At 40.7% G+C, this 22872-nt stretch carries 20 protein-coding genes and 1 other RNA gene; 10 read left to right on the top strand and 11 right to left on the bottom strand.

Annotation, left to right across the window (positions count from 1 at the left end; genetic code table 11):
* Positions 1-24: 24 nt before the first annotated feature.
* The 5 genes from KEM09_RS13755 to KEM09_RS13735 all read left to right on the top strand — a co-directional run bounded on the left by KEM09_RS13755 (position 25) and on the right by KEM09_RS13735 (position 4373).
* On the top strand, positions 25-1332 hold the full coding sequence (locus tag KEM09_RS13755; RefSeq protein WP_212229140.1) for a BatD family protein: 1308 nt from the start codon (positions 25-27) through the stop codon (positions 1330-1332).
* Positions 1333-1772: 440 nt separating this feature from the next.
* Positions 1773-2135 (top strand): response regulator, encoded by a 363-nt coding sequence (locus KEM09_RS13750; RefSeq protein ID WP_212229138.1) that lies wholly within the window; start codon positions 1773-1775, stop codon positions 2133-2135.
* 43 nt (positions 2136-2178) lie between these two features.
* Positions 2179-2544, top strand: coding sequence for a response regulator (locus tag KEM09_RS13745; RefSeq protein ID WP_212229136.1), 366 nt, complete (start codon positions 2179-2181; stop codon positions 2542-2544).
* Entirely contained in the window at positions 2544-3134 is a 591-nt protein-coding gene (locus KEM09_RS13740) for a hypothetical protein (protein WP_212229134.1), read from the top strand. Before KEM09_RS13745 ends, KEM09_RS13740 begins: the two co-directional genes overlap by 1 nt.
* Before the next feature lie 6 nt (positions 3135-3140).
* Entirely contained in the window at positions 3141-4373 is a 1233-nt protein-coding gene (locus KEM09_RS13735; RefSeq protein WP_212229132.1) for a sensor histidine kinase, read from the top strand.
* Here KEM09_RS13735 and KEM09_RS13730 read toward each other — a convergent pair.
* The 5 genes from KEM09_RS13730 to mdh all read right to left on the bottom strand — a co-directional run bounded on the left by KEM09_RS13730 (position 4345) and on the right by mdh (position 10245).
* Positions 4345-5013 carry a response regulator transcription factor gene (locus KEM09_RS13730; protein WP_212229129.1) on the bottom strand — a complete coding sequence of 223 codons (669 nt, stop codon included), beginning with the start codon at positions 5011-5013 and terminating at the stop codon, positions 4345-4347. The two genes, KEM09_RS13735 and KEM09_RS13730, sit on opposite strands and share 29 nt — an antisense overlap.
* A 16-nt stretch (positions 5014-5029) precedes the next feature.
* Positions 5030-7417 (bottom strand): PocR ligand-binding domain-containing protein, encoded by a 2388-nt coding sequence (locus KEM09_RS13725; protein ID WP_212229127.1) that lies wholly within the window; start codon positions 7415-7417, stop codon positions 5030-5032.
* 305 nt (positions 7418-7722) lie between these two features.
* Positions 7723-8124, bottom strand: a transfer-messenger RNA (tmRNA) gene (gene ssrA, locus KEM09_RS13720).
* Positions 8125-8290: 166 nt separating this feature from the next.
* On the bottom strand, positions 8291-9094 hold the full coding sequence (locus tag KEM09_RS13715; RefSeq protein ID WP_212229125.1) for a hypothetical protein: 804 nt from the start codon (positions 9092-9094) through the stop codon (positions 8291-8293).
* 221 nt (positions 9095-9315) lie between these two features.
* Positions 9316-10245 carry a malate dehydrogenase gene (mdh, locus tag KEM09_RS13710; protein ID WP_212229123.1) on the bottom strand — a complete coding sequence of 310 codons (930 nt, stop codon included), beginning with the start codon at positions 10243-10245 and terminating at the stop codon, positions 9316-9318.
* A 418-nt stretch (positions 10246-10663) separates the two neighbouring features.
* Here mdh and folP point away from each other — a divergent pair, with 418 nt between their 5' ends.
* The 3 genes from folP to KEM09_RS13695 are packed head-to-tail and all read left to right on the top strand — an operon-like array spanning position 10664 to position 13202.
* A complete protein-coding gene (folP, locus tag KEM09_RS13705) occupies positions 10664-11509 on the top strand; it encodes a dihydropteroate synthase (RefSeq protein ID WP_244825019.1) in 846 nt (281 codons plus the stop codon).
* A 7-nt stretch (positions 11510-11516) separates the two neighbouring features.
* On the top strand, positions 11517-12284 hold the full coding sequence (gene cdaA, locus KEM09_RS13700; RefSeq protein WP_212229121.1) for a diadenylate cyclase CdaA: 768 nt from the start codon (positions 11517-11519) through the stop codon (positions 12282-12284).
* A 33-nt stretch (positions 12285-12317) separates the two neighbouring features.
* Positions 12318-13202: a TIGR01777 family oxidoreductase gene (locus tag KEM09_RS13695; protein ID WP_212229120.1), complete on the top strand. Its 885-nt coding sequence runs from the start codon at positions 12318-12320 to the stop codon at positions 13200-13202.
* Here the strand turns inward: KEM09_RS13695 and trhA are convergent, their stop codons facing one another.
* The 3 genes from trhA to KEM09_RS13680 form a co-directional block, all read right to left on the bottom strand.
* Complete coding sequence (gene trhA / locus KEM09_RS13690; RefSeq protein ID WP_212229118.1) at positions 13203-13832, bottom strand: PAQR family membrane homeostasis protein TrhA; 630 nt, start codon at positions 13830-13832, stop codon at positions 13203-13205.
* 107 nt (positions 13833-13939) lie between these two features.
* Complete coding sequence (locus KEM09_RS13685; protein ID WP_212229115.1) at positions 13940-15799, bottom strand: alpha-amylase family glycosyl hydrolase; 1860 nt, start codon at positions 15797-15799, stop codon at positions 13940-13942.
* Between the two features lie 9 nt (positions 15800-15808).
* On the bottom strand, positions 15809-18235 hold the full coding sequence (locus tag KEM09_RS13680) for a glycoside hydrolase family 31 protein (protein WP_212229113.1): 2427 nt from the start codon (positions 18233-18235) through the stop codon (positions 15809-15811).
* Between the two features lie 364 nt (positions 18236-18599).
* Between KEM09_RS13680 and KEM09_RS13675 the strand changes: the two genes are divergently transcribed.
* Positions 18600-19067: a MaoC family dehydratase gene (locus KEM09_RS13675; protein WP_212188824.1), complete on the top strand. Its 468-nt coding sequence runs from the start codon at positions 18600-18602 to the stop codon at positions 19065-19067.
* Between the two features lie 54 nt (positions 19068-19121).
* On the opposite strand, the gene KEM09_RS13670 is transcribed toward KEM09_RS13675, so the two are convergent.
* The 3 genes from KEM09_RS13670 to rd form a co-directional block, all read right to left on the bottom strand.
* Entirely contained in the window at positions 19122-20267 is a 1146-nt protein-coding gene (locus KEM09_RS13670; protein ID WP_212229111.1) for a pyridoxal phosphate-dependent aminotransferase, read from the bottom strand.
* A gap of 102 nt (positions 20268-20369) precedes the next feature.
* Entirely contained in the window at positions 20370-20945 is a 576-nt protein-coding gene (rbr, locus tag KEM09_RS13665) for a rubrerythrin (RefSeq protein ID WP_212229109.1), read from the bottom strand.
* A gap of 130 nt (positions 20946-21075) precedes the next feature.
* Entirely contained in the window at positions 21076-21780 is a 705-nt protein-coding gene (gene rd / locus KEM09_RS22085) for a rubredoxin (protein WP_212229107.1), read from the bottom strand.
* A 260-nt stretch (positions 21781-22040) separates the two neighbouring features.
* Here rd and KEM09_RS13655 point away from each other — a divergent pair, with 260 nt between their 5' ends.
* Positions 22041-22871 carry a sulfide/dihydroorotate dehydrogenase-like FAD/NAD-binding protein gene (locus KEM09_RS13655; RefSeq protein WP_212188820.1) on the top strand — a complete coding sequence of 277 codons (831 nt, stop codon included), beginning with the start codon at positions 22041-22043 and terminating at the stop codon, positions 22869-22871.
* The last annotated feature ends 1 nt before the right edge of the window (position 22872 follow it).

The following is a 22872-nucleotide window of genomic DNA, read 5'->3' as shown; positions in this document are numbered from 1 at the left end:
TATATGGTTAATATTTAATGAGTTATGAATGGTTTTAATAAAATAGTTGTCCTGCATATTGTTGCTCAGCTGGTGCTGTTGATTCCGCTGCTTGGGCAGAATGTTTATACCAGGGTGAGTGTTTCGCCGCGTAGTGTTTATGTGGGGCAGCCAAGCCGCTATTCTGTCAAGATATATACCGATACCTGGTTTACTGATGGTGCCGAATTCGCGCCTTTTAATCTGGGGGATGCCTTTGTGGTGCCTGCAGCCAATCAGGTAGGTAGTGAGCGCATCAATGGCAAAACCTACAGTTATGTGGAGTACAACTATTGGATCTATCCTTACAACGAAGGCGAATTAAATCTGCCACAACAAAAAGTAGTGGTGCACAGTCCGGCACCTGGGCAGTTTAAAGCATCACCGCAGGTTAAAATTACGGCGGCTAAAACCTTAAATGTCATTGGCAATCCGCCTAATGTGGATGCAGATAACTGGGTGGTGGCGCAAAGCATGAGCCGAAAAGATTCCTGGTCGCGCCCTGTTAAAACCATCAAAGTTGGGGAAGTACTGGAGCGCACGGTCGATATTCAGGCTTATGGTACTATGGCCGCGTTTATGCCTTCACTCGACTGGGGCACAGCTGAGGGTATTAGTATCTATCCGCAAACGGCTAATCTGACGACAGAAACACCTGATCGCACATCGGCTATTATTGCCAGTGAAAAACAAACAGTGGCCTACCTGTTCGAAAAAGAGGGGGTGGTGACCATACCGGCTGTGGAGCTGGGGTATTGGAATGTCAAACAGCATCGCTGGATAGACCGCTCGCTGCCAGCCATACAAATTGAAGTGCTGCCCAATGAAGATTTAAGTGTTTTGGCATCGCACAAGGAAATGCTTGGGGCCACATTGGAAGAAGATGAAACACCACTTGTTGAAGAACAAACAGCAACCTCCACTTGGATGAAGCTACTTAAGTGGATGATATTTTTGGTAGCAGCTGCTCTCTTCATCTTCATGTTTATGAGAATGATAAAGTGGCTAATTCGTATAAATATAAAACGACGGCAATCGGAAGCATATGCTTATCGTAAGCTTTTAAGCTCAGTAGGTTCTGGTTCGACCTATTATATGCAGCTATATCGCTGGATAAATGTATTTTCATCAGAAAAAAGCCTTGAGGAGCTGGTGAAGGCAGAAGGCTCCGCCGCCTTGCAAAAAAACTTTGAGGACCAATACAGTCATATTCTGGGTAAAGAGCAGAATCGGGAAACAAAACGGGCGTTTTTTAAAGCTTTGCGTAAGGAACTTAAACAAAATAAAGCATACGCAGCAGGATTAAATCCCTAGTGTGTATCGCTTAAAAAATATATACCTGATGCAGGTTACATGGGCATCACATCCTTTGTATTAACGCCTTTTATCTTCTAACACTTTAGAAGTTTGGATGGGTTTAGAGTATGCGTTTTCTATAAAAGGTTAAAGCTCATTTTGCCTGGGAACACAGAATTTTTCTAATTCATACCCGCTGATGCAGAGCGTAAAAGGGCATGGTACATTGTTGCTACATGTCCTTTTTTCCAACGAATATTAAGCCAAAAGAGAAAGCTGGTGGGTATCACTCGTCATACAAAACCTTAATTACTAGGGATAATTCTCATGTAAATAGGGATAATGCGCATGTTGAAATAGGTAAAACAAATTCTTATTTAGCCCGTTAAGCTAATATTTTTGTCACAAGAAAGTAATAGTGCGCTTAACCACCAATTATGCACGTTAATCGAAGGAGTATGACAAAAGTTTTAATAGTTGATGATGCCAGTGAAGCGCGCCTTATCGGAAAGTACCTCTTGCGACCATACAATGTTGAGGTTTTTGAGGCAAGTAATGGTAAGGAAGCTTGGGCTGTTATTATCCGCGAAAAGCCTGATGTTATATTATTAGATTTGAAAATGCCTTTGATGGATGGTTTTGAGGTTCTGCAAGAGCTACACAGCGAAGCATATCAGATCCCTGTTATTGTCATTACTTCCGATACATCAAATGAGGTTTACAAGTTGTGTCAGGCTTTAGGCGTGCTTGGCATATTTTCTAAACCAGTAAACTTAAAAGGCTTTCATAGCACTTTTAGCAATGTGTGTCAACTCAGTTAGAAGTTGGTAAACACTGTTAAAGGATTTTAAAATAAACACCCATATGATTAAAATTTTGATTGTTGACGACTCATTCGCCGCGCGTATGTATCTGGCCAACTTACTTGATGACCAAGACTGTTTTCTGCATTTTGCAGGCGATGGAAAAGAGGCACTGGATAAAATAAAAACCTATAATCCAGACCTGATGATCATTGATTTGTTGATGCCTGAAATGGATGGAACTGAGGTGTTAAAAAGGTTGCGCAGTATCAATAATGCTCCCTATACCATTGTTTTGTCGGCCGATATACAGGAACCTACACAAAAACGTTGCCTTGAACTTGGTGCCAATGCTTTCATAGCGAAACCCGTTAATAAGCAGGTGCTTACTGATCAAATTCAACTATTGCTTAAAAATAATTTGTGATGGAATTATCTGCGCTTCAACTGGATGCTTTAAAGGAGTTGATAAACATTGGGGTTGGTAAAGGTGCAAGCCTGCTCAATCGGATGTTAAATAAGCCCATTGAGCTAAAAACGATTCATGTGCAGATTGTTGATTGGCACGATGACGTTTTGCAGGAGTACCAGACTAAAAATGCGTCGATTGTGCACATGGACTTTAATGGCCAGATTAACGGCCGTGCCAATTTGATATTTCCAAACCGTGATGCTATTCGCCTGCTTGGTCTAATTGCACCCTGGCTCAATGTGGATACCAGCATTAGCCATGTTAAAAAGAATGTGTTGACAGAAGTGGGAAACATTGTCATCAATGGTGTTATTGGCAGTCTTAACAATGTGCTCAACCTGCATTCATCCTATACCCTTCCTTGTTATTCAGATGGTGCATTGTATGATTTCTTTGTTGGTATGGGAAAGGGCAAATTTATTTTAGCTAATACGCAATATGCGATAGAAGAGCAAGCTATAAAAGGCACTCTGCTTATTTTTTTAGAGCTAAATTCATTTCAGGTATTGGGAGAACTTCTTGATAATATAAACGGTAACGCTTAGGACTTGATGACAAATGAAGAATTAACAGCAGTATATAATCCTGTTCCTTTGGGTATATGCGTTTTAAACAGACAAAAGCATATCGTTTTTGTTAATAAGGGTTTCAGGGAGCTGCTGAATGATAAGCGGAAGCAAGTAGAAGGTTGGCCGCTGGAGAAATTGTTTCCTGTTTTTGAGCAGAGCTATTTTAAGCAACGCCTCGAACAGGTTTTTAATGAGAACGTTCCACTGTTTTTGTCATCGGGTTTGCATGGGGTAGAGGTTGCTCAGGGATTAGGCAAAAAAGATGCTTACTGCGAGGTGTCGTTGGCTCCATTGATAAAGCGTGATGACCATTATGCCGAACAAGTGGTATTGACTGTGGAAGAGGTGACATCAACTGTAAAGCAAATAAAACAGCAAAAGAATCTACTGAAGTGCTTACGCAGGCAACTGAAAGAATCGGAGGCTGTTAAACAAATTATGGAAGGTGTGCAGTTGGAGCTGCAAGAGGCCAATGCGGCAAAGGATAAACTCTTTTCCATTATAGGTCATGATTTAAAAACACCCTTTAGTGCGCTGGTGGCTATAAGCGATTTGCTGATGAACAATAGTCATAAAGATACTGATGGGAAGGAGCGCCGACGACTATACGAAGCTATTTGGCTCACTGCCACTCAGGGTATTGAGTTTGTGACTAATCTGTTGAACTGGGCGCAGTCACAATCAAATAGTATCACCGCTTTGCCCTGTCATTTCGATATGGATAAGCTACTGAGTGAGCTACAGGCCTTCTATCGGTTAAGCATGCAAAAAAAGTCAATTAGTATACGGCTGACATATAATACGAGTAATAGCCGGGTATTTGCCGATATGGATATGATAAAAGTGGTTTTGCAAAATTTGCTCTCAAACGCTATTAAGTTCTCCAGAAATACGCAATACATTGAAATAGAGTTGGCAGCGGAGAATGGTAATCGTACCCGCATACTTGTGAAGGACAAAGGGCTTGGTATGCCAGCTCATATACTAAAGAGCATTATGCGAAAGAAACGTGTTAAGCCGGGTTTAGGCGCCAATATGGAGAAAGGAACAGGTATAGGGTTGTCGGTTTGTCATGAATTTCTGGAAGCCAACAACAGTGCGTTGCTGATTGAGAGTACCCCTGGTAAAGGGAGTACTTTCAGCTTTTCGTTGGCTAATAGCGCAAAGGGGTTCCATTCGCAGTCGATTACAGATGTGTCAGAGCATCCAAACTAACCAGTTTATTTTTGATGCTGTATATCACCAACCTGATAAGGTTTTTACATCCGGTTTTGGCAAGTATATTTTCTTTATGCTTGTCAACCGTTTTTTCCGATATATGCAGGCTGCTTGCTATCTCCTGGCGACTTAGGCCTTTGCATAGTAAAATAAGTAGCTGCTTCTCACGACCTGTTAATGATACAGGTGAGTTGTTTACTTGGTGCGAGTTGCCGTTGATGGCTCGCTTTGATAATGACAGTACTATTTTATTGGAGAAGTAGTTATTTTCATTCATTACAGCTTCAATGGCTTTGTTTATCTCATCAGGTGTCGCTTCTTTAAGCAGGTAACCATCCACACCGGCATCTATCATTTTTTCCACATGCTCCAGGCTCTCTAACGACGATAGAGCGATTACTTTTACATCTGAATGATTGGCTTTGATGTGCCTTGTTGCTTCAATGCCATCCATAACCGGCATCATTATATCCATAAACACAATATGAGGCAGGTAGCCACCTTCAATCAGCTCGATAAACTGTCGACCATTAGCTGCTGTTTCCAGTCTTTCAATCTTACGATTTAAGCTGAGGTATGATTTAAAACCTTCAATAAACAGGGGGTGATCGTCTACTATAGCAATAGTGTAATTCATGTGATTGGTGTTGAAGTTAGTATTTAAGTTGTATTCCAACAATCAAGCCAAAACCCTTTATTGGAAAAAACTGGCACGCTCCACCGTAAGTGCGTACCCTGGTCATGATGTTTTTAATGCCCATGCCTGCGCCTTTCAAACTGTTATCCAGGCAAAAGTTACCATGGCCATTATCTTCATACAGCAAGAATATCTCGCCGTTGTGGTTAAATAGGCTAACTGTCATAGAGTCTGCCTTGCCGTGTTTGATTGAATTGCTTATTAATTCCGATACTATCCGGTATATGGTTAGCTGCACATCTTTACCTGGCTCTTTTGTTAGGTTATCGGTTAGAAATTTAATGTTCAGCTTATCAAATTTGCTATATAGTAGTCGAATAGCGTTAAGACTTTCGGCCAAGCCAAGCGTTTCAAGTTCTGGGGGTTTTAGTTCACGAGCCACTAACCTGATGTCATTAGCAGTTTGTTTTACAATACTGTCAACCTGCTGCAAAAGCTTATTTTGAGGATGTTGAGTATTAAGGGTATTCATATACATGCTGATAGCCGACATGGTAGCACCAATTGAGTCGTGCAGCTCCATTGATATACGCGTCCTTTGTCGTTCCTCAGCATCCCAAATAGCCGATACTATTTGTTTATCCTGCTCCTTTTGTTGAGTGATATCGAGGGATATGCCTCTAATGCCCTGCAATACCCCATTTTTATTGTAAATGGGTTTACCTGAAGCTTTTAAGTAAGTCCGTTTGTGGCTTTTATCCAGAAATACTTCAAAATCGTTAAATTCATGGGGGCATAAATGAAATGTAGAAATAAACTTAAACAGTTTGCCATGCAGTTCAGGATCGAAAAGAAAGTGTATAGGTTGTCCAATTAGTTCCTCAACCTGGTAATTGGAGTAGCGGTATATGTTGGGCGAAACAAATTGTATAATCCCGCGCATATCTACCTCCCACACAATACCCGAAAGGTGTTCAACTATCTCCTTATAATCGTGGCGGGTTTGCTGCAGTAATTTACGCTGCTCAATAACACGGCCTTCCAATTTATTCTTGTAGCGCATTAACTCTTCTTCCATGGCCTTATGTTCTGTTACGTCTTCCTTGATAGCGACAAAATGAGTTATGACTCCCTCCTTAAGCACCGGACTTATTATGCAATCTTCCCAAAAAAAGGAACCGTCTTTTCTTTTGTTTTGAAATGTGCCTTTCCATGTGCGCCCTTTGCTAATTGTTTGCCAAAGGGCATTATATGCAGCTGTTGATGTAGCTCCAGATTTCAGGATTCGTGGATTTTTTCCTTTTACCTCATCGAATTTATAACCCGTATTGCGGGTGAAGCACTCGTTAGTGTATTCGATGTTAGCATCACTATCGGTAATAACAATGGCAACCGGACTCTGATCAATAATATGCATTAGTTTTTTTACTTCATCATAAGCTGATGCTTCGTAGGTAATGTTGCGTATGTGAAGAGTTGTGCCACCAAACTGATTATGAGCATTTCGCCTGCAAGCAACGGTTGCTTTATATTGTTGCCCGGGATAACGGCTATATAACTGAAAGTAGAAACTTTCGGCTTGGTGGGTAAGTTTAACATTGGAAAGTGTTCGTGCCAGTCGTCGTTTAAATTGTTGATCGATATTTATGGTGGTGAAGTGTTTACCTTTAATATTGTCGTAATTATCTTCCAGCAAGCCAATTTTAAAATGAGTATACATGGTTTCAAAGCAGTCATTCGTATCCAGCGAATAGATGTAGTCCTCAAGTGAAAGAAGGGTTGTGGTTAGTATCTCGTTACGTTTATTAAATGCAATATTCGACGGCGTATTGTAATTGATTGTTTCAGCAATGCCTTTCTGCCAATTGTGTTGGCCTGCATTCGTGACAATCATTTTAGCAAGCGACTTAAGAAAAGCCACGATGCTATCTACCTTTTCCTGTGAAAACACCTCAATGGCTTTAATACTAGCCAGATATTCTGCTTTGTTAAATCCGTATTTATCAGCTTTTGCAGCGTAGATATCGATATCAGGTGTTTGCATGAAAAACTGGCCAGAAAACAGATTGCCAATGTGCTTTCGTTTGTAATGCACCGGAACGGCTATGTCAACAAGGCCATTAAGGCAGGTATAAATAGCATAATCTTTTCCGCCCTTTAAGTGAGTTGCCAGATATGTATCACTTATGATGCAGTTTTTCTTTGTTGATTCACATTGTCGATGAAAATGTGTACATGCATGAGCCCAACCGGCACCAAAGTGTGAGCCATCGGAATTGTACAGTAAGTTGCCGTTGACGTCAGTAAATGTTACAGCAACGCCACTTAAGGCATGAAAACTCTTAAAAAGCGCCTGAAGATTATTTAATTCTATTATAGAATGAAGTTGCTGGCTGCCTTGCATTAACGTTTTTACAACAAATGTAGAAGCTTTTCTTTAAATAGGTATTTGTACGTAGAAAAATAGGTAATATCCCTATGGAAATCGGTAGAATACTTATTTAAAAAAGACTAAAAAGTGATGAATTTTGGATAATAAATAAGATTCCCAACAACGCAAAAGAAGTAGATCAGTTATGTTTGTTATGGTAACATTGCGCCATAGAGCAATGGTAATAGGTGGGCAAGGCAACGGTTTTGCCCACTTATTTTTAATCGTATTTAGTATAGCTACCATGCAAAAAAAAATCACCCGAAGGTGATTTGTAATAGTGGAGCTGCGGGGGATCGAACCCCGGTCCAGACAAGGAAGCCATGTGCTTTCTACATGCTTAGCTTTGACTTAATTGTCGGGTAGCAACTGGATCAAAGCCACCGATTACTACCTTAGTCTCTTAAATTTCGAAAACAGTGCAAGACATCCTGTTTTCTAGTTCCGATTTACCAGCATCTCCGAATCGGGCCGCCTCAGAACGTTAGCACCCGGGAGATGTCTTGTTTCAGCATCTTATGCCGAAATTGGGCTTATCTACTATACTTCGATTAAGCAGCAAGAGCGTAATTATTTTCGCCAATTAAAAAAGTTTGAGATCCGGGATTAACGAGCCGGTACCACAACGCTCGACATGCTTACACACCACTTTGCCAAGCTGTCAAATCCACGTCAGCCCCTAATAGTAGTGCAGGGCAAAAGTAATAAATATTTTCGCTCAATGGTACTAATAGCTTTAATTGCATCATTTTTTCTGAATGAGTATATGATAGAGCTGTGGCTTGCAAATATGAAAAAGGCCGAACAGAAACTGTTCGGCCCAACTGATGGAATCGTATATAAAGGTTATTTAGCGTCAGCTAACCAGGTAGATGTGTCTAACATCCAGCTTTCAATGGTCAAAGGAGCTTCTTCAAAGGCTGCATCGTTGAAGATTGCTGACCAGCTTCTTAAATCCAGCATCCACTCCTCAATGTATAGTTGCTCTGTTGAAAATTCAGCTAAAGGTCCGTTTTCCGCAAATACTGCCCATTCATTGGTATTTAGCATCCAGCTTTCAATAGTAAGTGCTTCCTCGTCAAAAGTGTTACTCGCTGGTAAGGAAATATAACTGTCTAAATCCAGCATCCATTCTTCAATATATAGTTGTTCTGAGGCAAAGGTATTGGCGTTATATACGCTGTTGGTGTTTAATACGGCCCATTCTTCTGTGTTCAGCATCCAGCTTTCAATGGCCAATGCTTCCTCTTCAAAAGTATTGCTTGAAACGGCAGACCAGCTATTTAAGTCTGTCATCCAATCTTCTACTACTATGGCCTGTTCAGTATAAGCTGTTGGTATGGCTGCAGGTTGCGCTGTTGCGGTTACGGGGTAAGGTTCTGTCATCCATGCTTCTACTACCAAAGGTGCTTCAGTGTCACTCATCATTTCCTTTAGGTTAACCGCGTATGTTTCAGTGATGGTTGAAGTTGATACGGGTTTGGTTAGTCGTGAGTTGACCATGAAAGACATATCTTTTACGAATCTTACTTTTTCTTCTTGTTGATATAGTGAGAAAAATATACTCAAAGTAAAAATACTGGCTGCAATACCGAAAAACAAGTAGTTAATTACTGAGTGTCTGTGGTTATGGTTAACTGTAGTTTTCATCTTTCAATCCTCCATCGTTGGTTACGCTAATTACATCTCAGAATTTGTGCCATATCTTGTAAGTAACAGTAAGACAGGGGTATAAGATGTTGGTGGGTTCTGAGGTGTCTAAAAGATTGAACGGTATTGCAACATGTAATTGTTCGCTATCGAACAAATAAAAGCCCTGCCATTTTTCTGGCAGGGCTTTTAGTATCAGATTTTATAAACAGTGTATTGGATTAGGCGTTTTTATCCAAAACGCTCATTACTTCCAAAACGTGCTTACGGCTTGTCTCAAGTAGTGCCTTTTCGTCTGCATTCAGGTCAAGTTCAATCACCTTCTCAACACCATTCTTACCTAAAATTACCGGAACACCCAGGTAGCAGTCGTTAATGCCATATTCGCCATCCAATTTGATACAAACCGGGAATACGCGCTTCTGGTCTCTTACAATCGCTTCAACCATTTGAGCAGCAGCTGAACCTGGTGCATACCAGGCCGAGGTACCCATCAATTTTACCAGTTCGCCACCACCAAACTTGGTGCGCTCAATAATGGCATCTAGTTTATCTTCATCGATTAATTCAGTTACCGGAATACCACCAACTGTTGTATAACGAGGTAGAGGAACCATTGTATCTCCATGGCCACCCATCAATACTGCCTGAATATCTTTTGGTGATACATTCAACTCCTCAGCTAAGAACGCGCGGTAACGAGCAGTATCCAGAATACCAGCCATACCAATTACTTTTGTGCGCGGGAACTTAGAGGTTAAATGTGCCTGATAAGTCATTACATCAAGTGGGTTCGATACAATGATAATAATTGCATCCGGAGAGTGCTTAACCACATTTTCGGTTACTGACTTAACAATGCCTGCATTCGTTGAAATCAGGTCATCACGAGTCATACCCGGCTTACGAGGTAAACCTGATGTGATTACTATAACGTCTGAACCCGCTGTTTTTTCATAATCGTTAGTAGAACCAATTGTCCTGGTATCATACAAGTTAATCGGAGCTTTTTGCCAGATATCCAGTGCTTTCCCTTCAGCAACACCTTCTTTAATGTCAACAAGAACAACCTCATTAGCAATTTCTCTGTAGGCAAGTACATCAGCACAAGTTGCACCTACGTTACCTGCTCCAACTACTGTTACTTTCATAATAATAGGTATTAATTAGTGTAATATTTGATTTTCCTTTAATTCAGATATTGTGGCTTTTAAAGCTTAACATTTAACACCTTAAATGTTTATTTTTTCGCTTACGCAAATATAAAACTTTATTTACAGGCACATTGAAAAAATAACGCTTTAACGTTTGTTATCAATTGCGCTTTTATTTGTAAGGTATTGAAGTGTAGGTTTGTATGTTTAATTTTATTTAATGAAAAATTTCTCTATTAAGAGAGATTTGAGTCAAATGTTAATAAATATAACATCTTAAAATTTAACGTCAGGTTCATTTTTCAACCAAAATATTGCTCTTGCTAAGCCTTGCAAATTATTTGTTTTAGCTTTGTATGAGAATTAACAATTTTTCATCCATCATGTTTAAAATAATTATCTAATAGGCGTTCAAATGTCGGGTAAAAGTCATGTTATCAATATAAAAGGTGAGCTTGTGTCTCTGGATAAGCCATTGGCAATGGGCATTTTAAATATTACTCCTGATTCATTTTTTGATGGAGGAAAGTATCAATTGGAGAAGGAAATAATAGAACGCTGTGAGCATATTATAGATGAGGGTGGCGATATAATCGATATTGGTGCCTATTCGTCGCGCCCGGGTGCCATGCATGTTTCAGAGCAGGAGGAAATAAGTCGATTGACGCAATCTCTTTCCTGGGTTCGTAAGCGTTTTCCTGATGCAATCATTTCGCTAGATACATTCCGTGCCTCAGTTAGTCGCATGGCAGTAAATGATTTTGAAGTTGATATTATCAACGATATTTCAGGCGGAATGATGGATGAAAAGATGTTTGAAGCAATCGGGGAGTTGGGTGTACCATATATTTTGATGCATATGCAAGGCACACCTCAAAATATGCAAATGAATCCTACCTACAATAACCTGATTGGCGATATCAGCCTGTTTTTTGCCAAGCAAGTCAAGCAGGCAAGATTTTGTGGGATTAAAGATATAATTCTTGATTTAGGGTTTGGCTTTGGCAAAACGCTTGCACACAATTATGAATTATTAAGAGAGCTAAAACAGTTTGAACTATTTGGATTGCCCATGTTGGTGGGTGTCTCTCGTAAGTCAATGATATACAAGTTGCTTGATGTGGTGCCTGAAGACGCTTTAAACGGAACAACTGCTCTGAATACTGTAGCATTATTGAATGGAGCCAACATTTTAAGAGTGCATGATGTCAAAGAAGCCGTAGAATGTATTAATTTAGTGCGTCAACTTACAAAAGCCTGATTATTCAATGACTTTTCTGGATATACGATTTATCGATTTGGTCGACATTGTTTTGGTTGCTTACCTGATGTTTCGCATCTATAAGTTGATCAAAGGAACAGTGGCATTGTATATCATGCTGGGTATTTTTGCCTTTATCGTGTTTTGGATACTTATCAAAACATTTGGTATGGAGTTGTCATCCACCATTCTCGACAACATTGTAAACGTGGGGGTAGTGGCCTTCATAGTCGTTTTCCAGCAAGAGATCAGACGCTTCCTTCTGTTACTTGGTTCGAGGTACAATGTAACTACCCGGTTTTCAATGGATAAGGTGTTTATGTCGCAATCAAAGGGGATGATGTCGATCTACAATAAGCCAGTTGTGCGAGCTTGTTTGTCATTGGCAAAAACCAAAACCGGTGCTCTGATTGTAATCACTAAGGATTCAGAATTACTTGATTATGTGCAGACCGGTGAGTTAATAAATGGCGTTATATCTTCGCAGTTGTTGGAGAATATTTTTTTCAAAAACAGCCCACTGCACGATGGAGCTGTTATTATTACCGGTAACAAGATAAAAGCAGCAGGTTGTATTCTGCCTGTTTCTCAAAATACAGATCTTCCTAAGCGTGTTGGTTTAAGGCACCGAGCAGCCATGGGTATCACAGAAGCTACAGATGCTCATGCTATTGTAGTGTCGGAAGAAACCGGACGTATTTCGTTTTTTAGTAAAGGGCAAATGGAGATGGGAGTGAGTGGTGAAGAGTTGCAGGAATTCCTGAATAAATCCTGATAGCTATAGGTTAACTTGATAAACTAGATGATTATGCCTCAGGGGCGAATAGATAATAAGATTGCAATAAGTGGTGCCACAGGTTTTATAGGTAATGCATTGAGTAATTTTCTTGAATGCAATGGCTATACTGTTGTGCGCTTGAAGCGACAGCATTTTAAAAGCAAAAAATCACAGCTCAAAACGTTGTTAAATGGGTGCTCGGTTGTTATAAATCTGGCTGGAGCCCCTATTGCCGCTAAAAAATGGACACCCAACTACAAGCGAGAGATACTAAACAGTCGTATTAATACAACAAATGTGCTGGTGGATGCTATTCACCACATGGAAACTTCGCCTGAAATTATCATAACAGCATCAGCGGTTGGGATTTATGACAGTTTTGAGGTGCATGATGAGTTTTCGACCAACTATGCCAATGATTTTCTAGGTGATGTGTGTAAGCAGTGGGAGGCTGAAGCTTATAAAGTTCAGTCTTTGACAGATGTGCGACTGTGTATTGTTCGGCTAGGGGTCGTTTTGGGCAATGAAGGCGGTGCGTTTCCTCGGATGCTTAAACCATTTAAGTTTGGATTAGGGGCCAGGCTGGGCGATGGTCACCAGGTTTTCCCGTTTATCCATCTAAATGATGTGTTAAGTGCTTTCTGGTATCTTATCAGGCGAGAGGCATCAAATGGGATTTATAATTTAGTTGCACCACAAATGCTGTCGAATCTGGAAATAACCGAGGCCATTAAAGAACGTACCAGAAAGTCGGTGTTGCCAGCCATTCCTGAAAAACTGTTGAGAGTGATGTTTGGGGAAGGGGCAAATGCCTTGCTGGTTGGGCAGAAAGTGTTACCTAAAAGACTTGAGAAGGATGGCTTCCATTTTGAGTTTCCAACCTTTGAGGCAGTGCTTGACGATCTGATTTGCTAATCAGATATGCCAGTAGATAGCATGGAAATGAGCATAGGCACCTAATAATACAAATGCATGAAAAATGGCATGATTAAAAGGAATGCGCTTAATCTGGTATAAAACAGCACCCAAGGTATAAAAGGCACCTCCCAGTGCCAGCCAGGTCAGAGCTGGCGTACTTAATGCGGCTATTAGCGGTTTAATAGCCACTACAACAATCCAGCCCAGCAGTACATAGCTAATGGTTGAGAGAATTTGAAAGCGACCTGCATAAAACAGCTTAAGTATACTTCCGGAAATGGCTAATAGCCAAACACCGGCCAAAAGCCACCAGGCCCAACTTGTGCCTATGCCAAGTGTCAGAAACGGAATATAGGAGCCTGCTATCATAAAATAGATGGCACAATGGTCGAATACCTTTAGCCGTGCTCGTCGAATGGCATCCTTCTCGGAGTGATATAAAGTAGAAGCTGTAAAAAGCGCAATAATGCATGCACCATAGCTAATGTAAACAATGAATGATAAAGTGTCGGTGGCTTTAAATAATAGAAAGATTAATGCTACCAAGCCTAGTATTATGCCAGCCAGGTGACTGTATATGTTTAGCTTTTCCTCAAGTGGGCTGTAGGTGGAAGGTTTAACTTGCATTTTTTGTTGTAAAGGTATATGAAATCGCAGTATCCCAAAGGGCTTTGGAATAAAAGTGATAAACAAAAAACCGGTGACCTTGCTTGAAGCGTCACCGGTTATGCTATCTAGTTGTCGATTTTATAAATAAATGAAGCGAGTGGTTCGGTATGGATATCTATCGTACCCTCACCATCCTCAACGAATAGCTGATTTGTACTGCCATACAGTTGGTCAGTCAGTTGGTATTCTCCATCAGGGAGCTGCCATTGCTTAATTATTTCTGCAGGTATCGTAAGTTGAAAGTGTTGCGAGTCATTTGGTTGAAAGTTTGAGCAGATGATTAGTTGCTCTGTATCGCACCAGCGCACGAAGCTAAAAACCTTATCGTTATAGTTCTCCGATTGCGAACGATTAACGGTGTGAATCTCTTCGTATTCACCCATGAGTGCCGGACTTTTTACCGAGAAAGTCAGTAGGCGTTTATAGAAATCTCTCAGTTTCTTTTCTTCATTTGAAAGCTGACCTCCATCGAAAGCACCATTGTTCATCCAGCGCTGATGATGTGGTACACCTATGTAATCGAAAATACTTGTGCGGCTATGACTGCCAAATCCTGCATCCTCAGCACCTGGTTCGCCTACTTCCTGTCCAAAATAGATCATTGTCGGGGCTGTACTGATGGTAGTTGAAACAACCATGGCTGGCATCCCTTTTTTTGCATCGCCTGCGAATTCAGGGCTTGCAATACGCTGTTCGTCATGGTTTTCGAGGAAGTGAAGCATGTGATGTTCGATGTCTTTCAAGCCATTTTGTATAGCAGGCAGGTTATCGGTTAAGCCATGCCCCTGCATAATGTGTTTAAGCGTATCGTATAGTTCTACTTTATCATACAAGTAATCCATTTTACCTTTGTGGATGTAATCACGATACAATGAAGGATTGTAGACTTCAGCCAGCAGAAAAGCATCTTCATTAGCCATTTTGATGGAAGAATTCATAAAACTCCAAAACTCAACGGGCACCATTTCTGCCATGTCAAATCGAAAGCCATCAACACCCAGTTCGGTCCAGTACAAGGCAATATCACGGAACTTTAGCCATGAATCGGGTAAGGTTTTATTTTGCCAGAATGCATAGTGTGCTTTATAGTCCTTCTGTTCATAGCCTTCCGGTAACTCCGGGAAATCTTTTGTGCCATCTGGGCGCACACCATAGTTAATTTTAACGGTTTCATACCAATCATGAAAACCTGGTTGTGCCAGTCTGGAGCCATTCCCGGTCCACTTGGCAGGATTTTCATCAAACTGCCCATCGGCTAATGGATGTACTTCTCCACCCAGCGGCTGGTAGTTATTTTCAGGATCTGGTACTTTAAATGACTCACCGGGGATGTAGTAGAAGTTATTATTTACAGCATATGCCACAGAAGTGTCATCTTGTGCTCCAAAATCCAATACACCTGCCTGATTATTTTTGCCTTCGTAATGCCTGGCAACATGGTTGGGTACAATATCTATCAATACTTTCATGCCGTGCTGGTGTGTACGGTCAATTAAGGCTTTGAATTCTTCCAGACGGTTCGCTGGATTTTCAGCCAGGTCAGGATTCACATTGTAGTAGTCCTTAACAGCATAGGGTGAGCCAGCCCGACCTTTTACTACATCAGGGTCATCATTTGATATGCCATAAGCTTTATAGTCATTGATAACCGCATGATGTGGCACGCCTGTGTACCAAATGTGGGTAATGCCAAGGTCTTTTAGCTCAGAAAGGGCTTTGTCGGTGAAGTCGCTGAATTTGCCAACACCATTTTCCTCTATTGTTCCCCAAGCCTTGTTAGTTGTGATTGTATTGCCAAAGAGTCGGGTGAAAACCTGGTAAACAACAGTTTTGTGTTCTGTTGTTTCCTTGCTTTCTGATGGTTTTTGTTGCTGGCAGGCTAATGTTGCCAGTGCCAATGCGCATATCGCTAATAATCTGTGCATATGTTTAAATTAATCGATTAATACTTTTAATACTTCTTTGCTCATTTCAGAATTGATGTGCAGCTGTTTAGTCTGAAGATTATAATATGCTCCTCCTTTTCGAGTGCTTAGTTTATTGCTTGATTTTGTGATTTTGATCTTATTGCCGTTAACGGTGATGTTTCTGGGTTTATGAGAATAGTTATGAATAATCAGCTCAATGTGCCGGCCATCAGGTTTTCCTTCGTAATAATAGCCTTCGGGTTTTATCGTTAGCTGCAAGCTGCCCTGATGACTAGCTTCAAAGTTCAAAACCTCGTATTTATTTAAAGCATAGCTATCTTTCGTTTTACCATCGTCTTCATACATCTGGCCGGTACTCGTTTTTATCGAAGGATCGTGGTAATAGTGCAGTATGAGGTGCTCACTCGTGTACTCAGTCATGTTGTTGTAAACAGGCACCATCGGAATAAACGAGCCCGCCTTAATAAATACCGGTAGCGTTGAAATATCGGTCGCAACATTTACTGTTTGGCCACCTTCAAACTTTTCATCCGTAAAGAAATTGAACCAGTTATGTCCCTTAGGCAAATATACCGATTGCGATTTAAGACCTTTTTCAACCACTGGTGATACCAGGAAGTTGTCTCCCCATAAGTAGGTTTTGGTTTCATTGTACAACTCAGGATTGTCTTCGATGTAAAACAGGGGGCGCATCAGTGGCCATCCCTTTACCGTGTTTTCATACATCAAGGTGTAAAGGTAGGGCGTAAGTTGATAACGTAAGCGAATGAAATCGCGGACACCAGCTTTGGTGGTGTCATCCCAGAAAACAGGTTCAGGAGGTACATCTTCCTGGGCGTGTGTTCGATAAATGGGTTGAAACACCCCATATTGCAGCCATCGTGTATAAAGTTCAGAATCCTTGTAGTCACCGGCAAAACCACCTAAATCAGAATGCATATAGGCCAAACCTTGCATGCCCATTTGCAGAGCAATTTCAACCTGCGATTGTAATCCCCCCCATGAGCGGCTCACATCACCCGACCAGGGCACCAGACCGTAACGCTGGGAGCCAATAAAGCCCGCGCGCATCAGAATAACCGGCCGATTATCCGGAAAGTCTTGCTGATATCCTTTATAAATAGTTTTAGCCCATTCATGTCCATACAAGTTATGTACTTCATCGGCACGACCATTGACATGCATAAGATCATCGGGATGAACTTCTGGTTCGCCCAAATCGCCCCACCAGCCATCAACGCCACTCAGTGTATGCTTTTTGTAAATGCCCCAGAACCAATGTTGTGTTTCGGGCTTAAATATGTCAAGTAATGCTGTTGTGCCAAAGAAAAAGTCAAAAATATAAGGATTACCAAGGGAATCGGTTCCCAATAATTGCTGCTCTGCACATTCTTTGTACTTGCCACTGTTTTTAAGGATGAATGGTTCCGTAATGAGCACTGTATTAATACCCTTGGACTTATTGTTTTCAAGCATTTTCTCTGGCTCAGGAAATGAATCACGATGCCACTCCAGGTTACCCATATGGCCTGTAACATCCGGACCGAACCAATACAAATCCAATACAATGCCATCTAATGGGATATCGTCTTTCTGATATAAATCAATAACGGTTTCAACCTCTTGCTGTGAGTGGTAGCCCATGCGCGAGGAAATATTACCTAAAGCCCATCGTGGCAACATTGGCTGATGACCGGTTAATTGAGTAAAGTTGTAATTCAAATCCGGCCAGCTATCAGCAGCAACAATAAAGTAACTCATACGGCCTCCAACCGCATCAAACTGCAGTACGTCACTTTCTGTTTTGCCAATATCAAGCCATCCGCTGGCTCCATTGTCAAAACCTAGCATATACTTGTTTGACGAAATGAGGAGTGGCATAGAATAGTACATCAGCTCGGCATGTGTTTGATAACCATAGCTGGCTCTGTTATATAATTGGAGCTTATTACCGCGTCGATTCATACCCAGAGCTCTTTCGCCACCACCCATCATTAGTTCATCTGGCATCAGCTTGAAACGAAAGCCCTGCTTGACACTGTCGGCGAAGTAACCTGCCTCTTCGTCAAGGATTCTCTTTTCGATATAATAATAACTAATGGAGAAAGGTGCTTTATTTATCAATGCACTTAGTTTACCCGTTGAAAGCTTAATGGTTTGTTCCGTTTCGGTATAAGTAGCTTCCACTGGAAGGTTCTTGGGCGCAATGGCGTGCGAGGGAAAGAGTTGCTCATCTGCATTGGCTCTGAAAGTGACTTCCATGCTGTATTGGGTAAACGGAGTCAATGCGATCAAACCATCACTCACATTTATACATAGTACATTATTCTCGTAGTTTGCCGAAACAAACACGCGCTCATTCGATTGAGCCAATAAACTAATGCTGCTTGCGAGGAACAGGAATAATCCTATCAGTGGAGTTTTATTATGCATTTTATAAGTTTTAATCTATAGTTGGCCATTATAAAGTCATGTAATTACACCTATGCAATTTACGAATACCGTAAGTCTTAAGCGATGTGTATAGTGGGTTGTTTTTCTTCATATGTCGGCTAATTCTATAGTTTTATCTTTGTTAAGATGCTTGATATAAGTGATATATGGATTTTAGTAGTGCTGATTTAGCACGTTTTAAGATTGAAGTTACTTTAGCGTTTTATTCAAAAACCTGATTTGCAAACGTTTTCGGATATGGCCGCTATTTGTCCTATGTGTGAAATTGCCATTGTTGAAGCAGATTATGCAGCTTTGTTGAAATATTTTATCTTAGCGGCTTCAAATAAAAAACAATTAGACGATGAGTAAAGTAGTTATTAAGAGTTTTGACGAATTAGAAAAGTTAATAGGTAGTGACCTTGGAATTTCTGATTATCATGAATTTACTCAAGAGCAAATCAATCTTTTTGCCGATGCAACATTAGATCATCAGTGGATACATACCGATGTTGAAAAAGCGAAGAACGAGTCGCCGTTTGGAAATACTATTGCACACGGATATTTAACTGTTTCTATCTTACCACACTTATGGAATCAGATTGTAGATGTTCAAAATCTTAAGATGCAGGTTAATTACGGGATTGAAAAATTGAAATTTAATGCCCCTGTATTGGTTAACAGCAAGGTACGCTTGCATGCTAAAGTTAATAATGCTGTCAACCTGCGTGGTGTAACACGAGCGAATATTGGTATTAAGTTGGAAATTGAAGGTAGCAGAAAACCAGCCTACGAAGGCGAGATTGTTTTCTTGTATCACTTCAATGCTTAAGCGATAAGAAAATATAAGAGTAAAAGGTGCAAGTATTTGCACCTTTTTTTATGTCTAAAGGTATTCTTTAATGGCTTTTTTAAGCCGCATAAGAGCTTCATCCATCTCAGCTGTTGCCAGTGAGATGCGCATATACTCTTCAGCGCCGAAAGCCAAGCCCGGAATGACCACTACTCCATTGGTTTTGGAGGCTGTAGTGATGCAAAACTCTTTGATGTTACAAGTTATTTTATTGCCAATTTTTGGGAATATATAAAAACTTCCTCTGGGCGTGTTGTATTCGATGTCAAGGGAGTCCAACATGGTCATTACCTTATTGCGATTCACTTTTAAGAGCTGGTTGTATTGGTTAATGGTATTTGTTGTTTGGCCATTGACTATTGGTAAGGCGGCATACTGGTTGGCTGTAGGTGGTGTGCTGATGATGGTTGCATTATGAGATGTAAATGCTTTTGCCAGATTTTCATTGCGGGTAATCAGCCATCCAACACGCAAACCTGCTACAGCACCACTTTTAGATATGCCATTAGCAATTATTGTTCGCTTGAAGAATTTAGAAAATGATTCCGCAGCTTCTCCTTCATATACCAATGCACTGTATATTTCATCTGCTAAGGCATAGCCTTTTGTCAGTTTTCTCGACAATAATTCGCCAAGATTGCTTAACTCAACAGTGGAGAAGACCTTACCCGTTGGATTAGAAGGCGAATTAATAATGATGACGTCATCCGGTAAAAGCAGTTCTTCCAATGCTGGCAGGTTAATGCTGAAATCGCTGTTCAGTGGGTAGCAAATGACTTCCATGCCAAATTCAGCCGGTATTTTTTTATAAATGCCAAAATGAATTGAAGGTATTAAAACTCTTTGCGCACCCAGCTTTTGTAAAGTGCGTATGGATGTATACATGGCATTTTGTACGCCAATCGTCACTACAACGTGATTTTCGTTATAGTCAAAGCCATCTTGTTGTTTTTGATTTCTAGCTATGGCTTGCCGCAAAGCTGGTAAGCCGGCATTTTGAGTGTAGGAAATGCCATTGTTCCAATTGGAAGAGAGAGCGTCAAAAATTTGCGGGTCGACAGTGAAACTTTTCAATTCGCCCAGTCCCAGGCTAATGCTGCTTGGGTGTTTTGATAGGTTAATCTCCCTAATAGCAGGCAGAGGAAAGTTGGTATTTTCTAATCGTTCGTCAATGTTCATGCTTGTTCAATTGAATTGCAAAAATACACGCTTTTTGCGATGCAAAAAAAAGAGGGCGCCAGTGAAGGAGCCCTCGGGTATGCCAATACTTAAGTCTGCGGCTTAGTAATTGGATTCTTTTACTTCGAAATAAGCTTGTGAATGCAGGCAGGCAGGGCACATTTTTGGTGCCTTGGTTCCTTCATGAATAAAACCACAATTGCGACACATCCAGGTTACCTTGCCATCTTTTTCAAATACTTTACCTTCTTCCAGGTTTTTATATAGCGCACGGTATCTTGCCTCGTGGTGTGCTTCTACTTTGGCAATCATTTTAAAGGCAACAGCTACTTCCTTAAAACCTTCCTCTTCGGCTATCCTTGCAAATTCAGGATACAACTCAGACCATTCTTCATTTTCGCCGTCTGCAGCTGCCTTTAAATTGTCTTTTGTGTCGCCTATTATGCCGGCAGGGTAAGTGGCTGTGATTTCAACCATTCCACCTTCTAAAAACTTAAAGAAGCGCTTGGCATGCTCACGTTCCTGCTCAGCAGTTTCCATAAAAATAGCTGAAATTTGCTCTAATCCTTCTTTTTTAGCTTGCTTGGCAAAGTAGGTATAGCGGTTGCGGGCTTGTGATTCACCAGCAAAGGCTTTAAGCAGGTTCTGTTCGGTTCTGGTTCCTTTTAAGCTTTCCATGTTTGTTCTTTTATCTTATTTAACTATTTGTGATCTGGGTTAAGCAAATATAAACTAACGAAGGGGTGTTTTTATGTTTTTGAGGTTGTGTTAGGCTAATTTAGGATGTTTCTAAATATTAAACCCCGTTTTAAACGGGAGTAAACATGTCTTTGGTTGAACCGCATGTTGAGCAAATCCAGTCATCTGGTATATCTTCAAATGCTGTTCCGGGTGCGATGCCTGAATCTTCATCTCCAAGCTCAGGATCATAAATATAACCGCATGCCAGACACCTGTACTTTTGTAGCTTACCCTCGCTTCCAGAGGTGTCTTTGTTCAACCTGGATTCGTCGATATAAGTTGGTGCATTCTTAGGCGCCAATCCTTTTTTGACTTCATGATAATAAGCGTAGGTAAGAGGAGTACCTGACTTATCCAGCAGTTCATTATCTTCAATGGTAGCAATAAATAAAATGTGCGTACCTACATCGACTGTTTTGTTGACTTTACACTCGAACCAAGCCAGGCAATCATCCGTAACTATTGGCACTCCGCTTTTTCCAGTCTTATAATTGATGTGTTCAAATTTATTTATCTCACTGCCACTTTTGTATCCAAATAAGCCAATAATGTCGGCACTAACATTTTGTTTGAGTACAGAAATTGAGAAGATACCGCTATTCTGAATCATCTGGCAGCTAAGGTTGTTCTTACTGCAGCTAATAGCTATTTGCGAGGGTTCTGCTGTTACCTGGAATGCGGTATTGGCAATGTAGCCGTTAAGCTTGTTGTCATCTTTTGTTGTGATGATGTATAACCCGTATGTTAACTTAAAAAATGCTTCAATATTCATCTGAATTAATTCATTAGGATGGATAGGTAAGTTATTAATAAGCCTTGTTAAATAAAAGTATTGGCTTTCAGAAATAGTTTATAATCAGTGCAGATAGGCTAATTTAGAATGCATGTAAATAATTAGTAGATAACTAATATCATAATTTGAGGTTAATTCAAACGCTATTTTTACCTTTGAGTATTCTAAAAAATATTACCAGATATTTGTTGTCTGGCTACCTTGGTCTCAGGTATATAACTAAGTAATAGTTTGTTATAATGAACAAAATTGTCGAAAAGGAGCATTTCTCAGAAAACGTTGTTCGTCTGGAAATTGAAGCTCCACGTATTGCAAAGGCTCGGCGAGCTGGGCATTTTGTGATAGTAAAAGTTGGTGAAACAGGGGAACGGATTCCGTTGACTATTGCGGCAGCAAACCCTGAAAGGGGCACCATTACGTTAGTAATACAAAAAGTAGGCGTTTCGTCGCGTCGCATTACCGATTTAAATGTGGGTGATGAACTAACCGATTTGGTTGGCCCACTTGGAGAAGCTACACATATCGAAAAAGTAGGCACTGTGCTGGCTTGCGGCGGTGGTGTTGGCGTTGCTCCTTTATTGCCCATTGTTGAGGCGCTAAAAAAGGCCGGAAACCGAGTAGTGACCATTCTGGCGGCCCGCACAAAAGACTTAGTTATCCTTGAGGAGCAAATAGCAGAATATTCTGATGAGGTGATTATAATGACAGACGACGGCTCCTATGGTAAAAAAGGTTTGATTACTGATGGGATGAAAGAAGTAATGGAGCGTGAAAAAGTGGACGAGGCCGTTGTAATCGGGCCAGCCATCATGATGAAGTTTGCCGCGTTGACAACCAAGGAGTATAATGTGCCAACTGTGGCGAGTTTAAATACTATTATGGTGGATGGTACTGGTATGTGCGGTGCCTGTCGCATAACAGTCGGAGGTAAAACGAAATTTGTGTGTGTTGATGGACCTGAATTCGATGCCCATCAGGTTGATTTTGATGAGATGTTACTTCGCCTGAATGGTTATAAAGAAATTGAAAAAGGTGCTGAGCAGCAATACTTAAAATCTAAAGACAAATAGA

It is taken from the genome of Carboxylicivirga mesophila (assembly GCF_018271975.1).
GTDB classification, from domain to species: domain Bacteria; phylum Bacteroidota; class Bacteroidia; order Bacteroidales; family Marinilabiliaceae; genus Carboxylicivirga; species Carboxylicivirga mesophila.
The sequence above is the reverse complement of the archived record's forward strand: the minus strand, read 5'-3'. Positions and strand labels throughout refer to the sequence as shown.

Bases quoted from the DNA above. Each gene is read 5' to 3' on its own strand.
- cdaA (WP_212229121.1), top strand. From the start codon at position 11,517: ATGACTTTTCTGGATATACGATTTATCGATTTGGTCGACATTGTTTTG.
- KEM09_RS13675 (WP_212188824.1), top strand. From the start codon at position 18,600: ATGAGTAAAGTAGTTATTAAGAGTTTTGACGAATTAGAAAAGTTAATA.
- KEM09_RS13670 (WP_212229111.1), bottom strand. From the start codon at position 20,267: ATGAACATTGACGAACGATTAGAAAATACCAACTTTCCTCTGCCTGCT.
- rd (WP_212229107.1), bottom strand. From the start codon at position 21,780: ATGAATATTGAAGCATTTTTTAAGTTAACATACGGGTTATACATCATC.
- KEM09_RS13740 (WP_212229134.1), top strand. From the start codon at position 2,544: ATGGAATTATCTGCGCTTCAACTGGATGCTTTAAAGGAGTTGATAAAC.
- KEM09_RS13730 (WP_212229129.1), bottom strand. From the start codon at position 5,013: ATGAATTACACTATTGCTATAGTAGACGATCACCCCCTGTTTATTGAA.
- mdh (WP_212229123.1), bottom strand. From the start codon at position 10,245: ATGAAAGTAACAGTAGTTGGAGCAGGTAACGTAGGTGCAACTTGTGCT.
- rbr (WP_212229109.1), bottom strand. From the start codon at position 20,945: ATGGAAAGCTTAAAAGGAACCAGAACCGAACAGAACCTGCTTAAAGCC.
- trhA (WP_212229118.1), bottom strand. From the start codon at position 13,832: ATGCAAGTTAAACCTTCCACCTACAGCCCACTTGAGGAAAAGCTAAAC.
- KEM09_RS13735 (WP_212229132.1), top strand. From the start codon at position 3,141: ATGACAAATGAAGAATTAACAGCAGTATATAATCCTGTTCCTTTGGGT.
- KEM09_RS13745 (WP_212229136.1), top strand. From the start codon at position 2,179: ATGATTAAAATTTTGATTGTTGACGACTCATTCGCCGCGCGTATGTAT.
- folP (WP_244825019.1), top strand. From the start codon at position 10,664: ATGTCGGGTAAAAGTCATGTTATCAATATAAAAGGTGAGCTTGTGTCT.
- KEM09_RS13655 (WP_212188820.1), top strand. From the start codon at position 22,041: ATGAACAAAATTGTCGAAAAGGAGCATTTCTCAGAAAACGTTGTTCGT.
- KEM09_RS13725 (WP_212229127.1), bottom strand. From the start codon at position 7,417: ATGCAAGGCAGCCAGCAACTTCATTCTATAATAGAATTAAATAATCTT.
- KEM09_RS13685 (WP_212229115.1), bottom strand. From the start codon at position 15,799: ATGCACAGATTATTAGCGATATGCGCATTGGCACTGGCAACATTAGCC.
- KEM09_RS13750 (WP_212229138.1), top strand. From the start codon at position 1,773: ATGACAAAAGTTTTAATAGTTGATGATGCCAGTGAAGCGCGCCTTATC.
- KEM09_RS13695 (WP_212229120.1), top strand. From the start codon at position 12,318: ATGCCTCAGGGGCGAATAGATAATAAGATTGCAATAAGTGGTGCCACA.
- KEM09_RS13715 (WP_212229125.1), bottom strand. From the start codon at position 9,094: ATGAAAACTACAGTTAACCATAACCACAGACACTCAGTAATTAACTAC.
- KEM09_RS13680 (WP_212229113.1), bottom strand. From the start codon at position 18,235: ATGCATAATAAAACTCCACTGATAGGATTATTCCTGTTCCTCGCAAGC.
- KEM09_RS13755 (WP_212229140.1), top strand. From the start codon at position 25: ATGAATGGTTTTAATAAAATAGTTGTCCTGCATATTGTTGCTCAGCTG.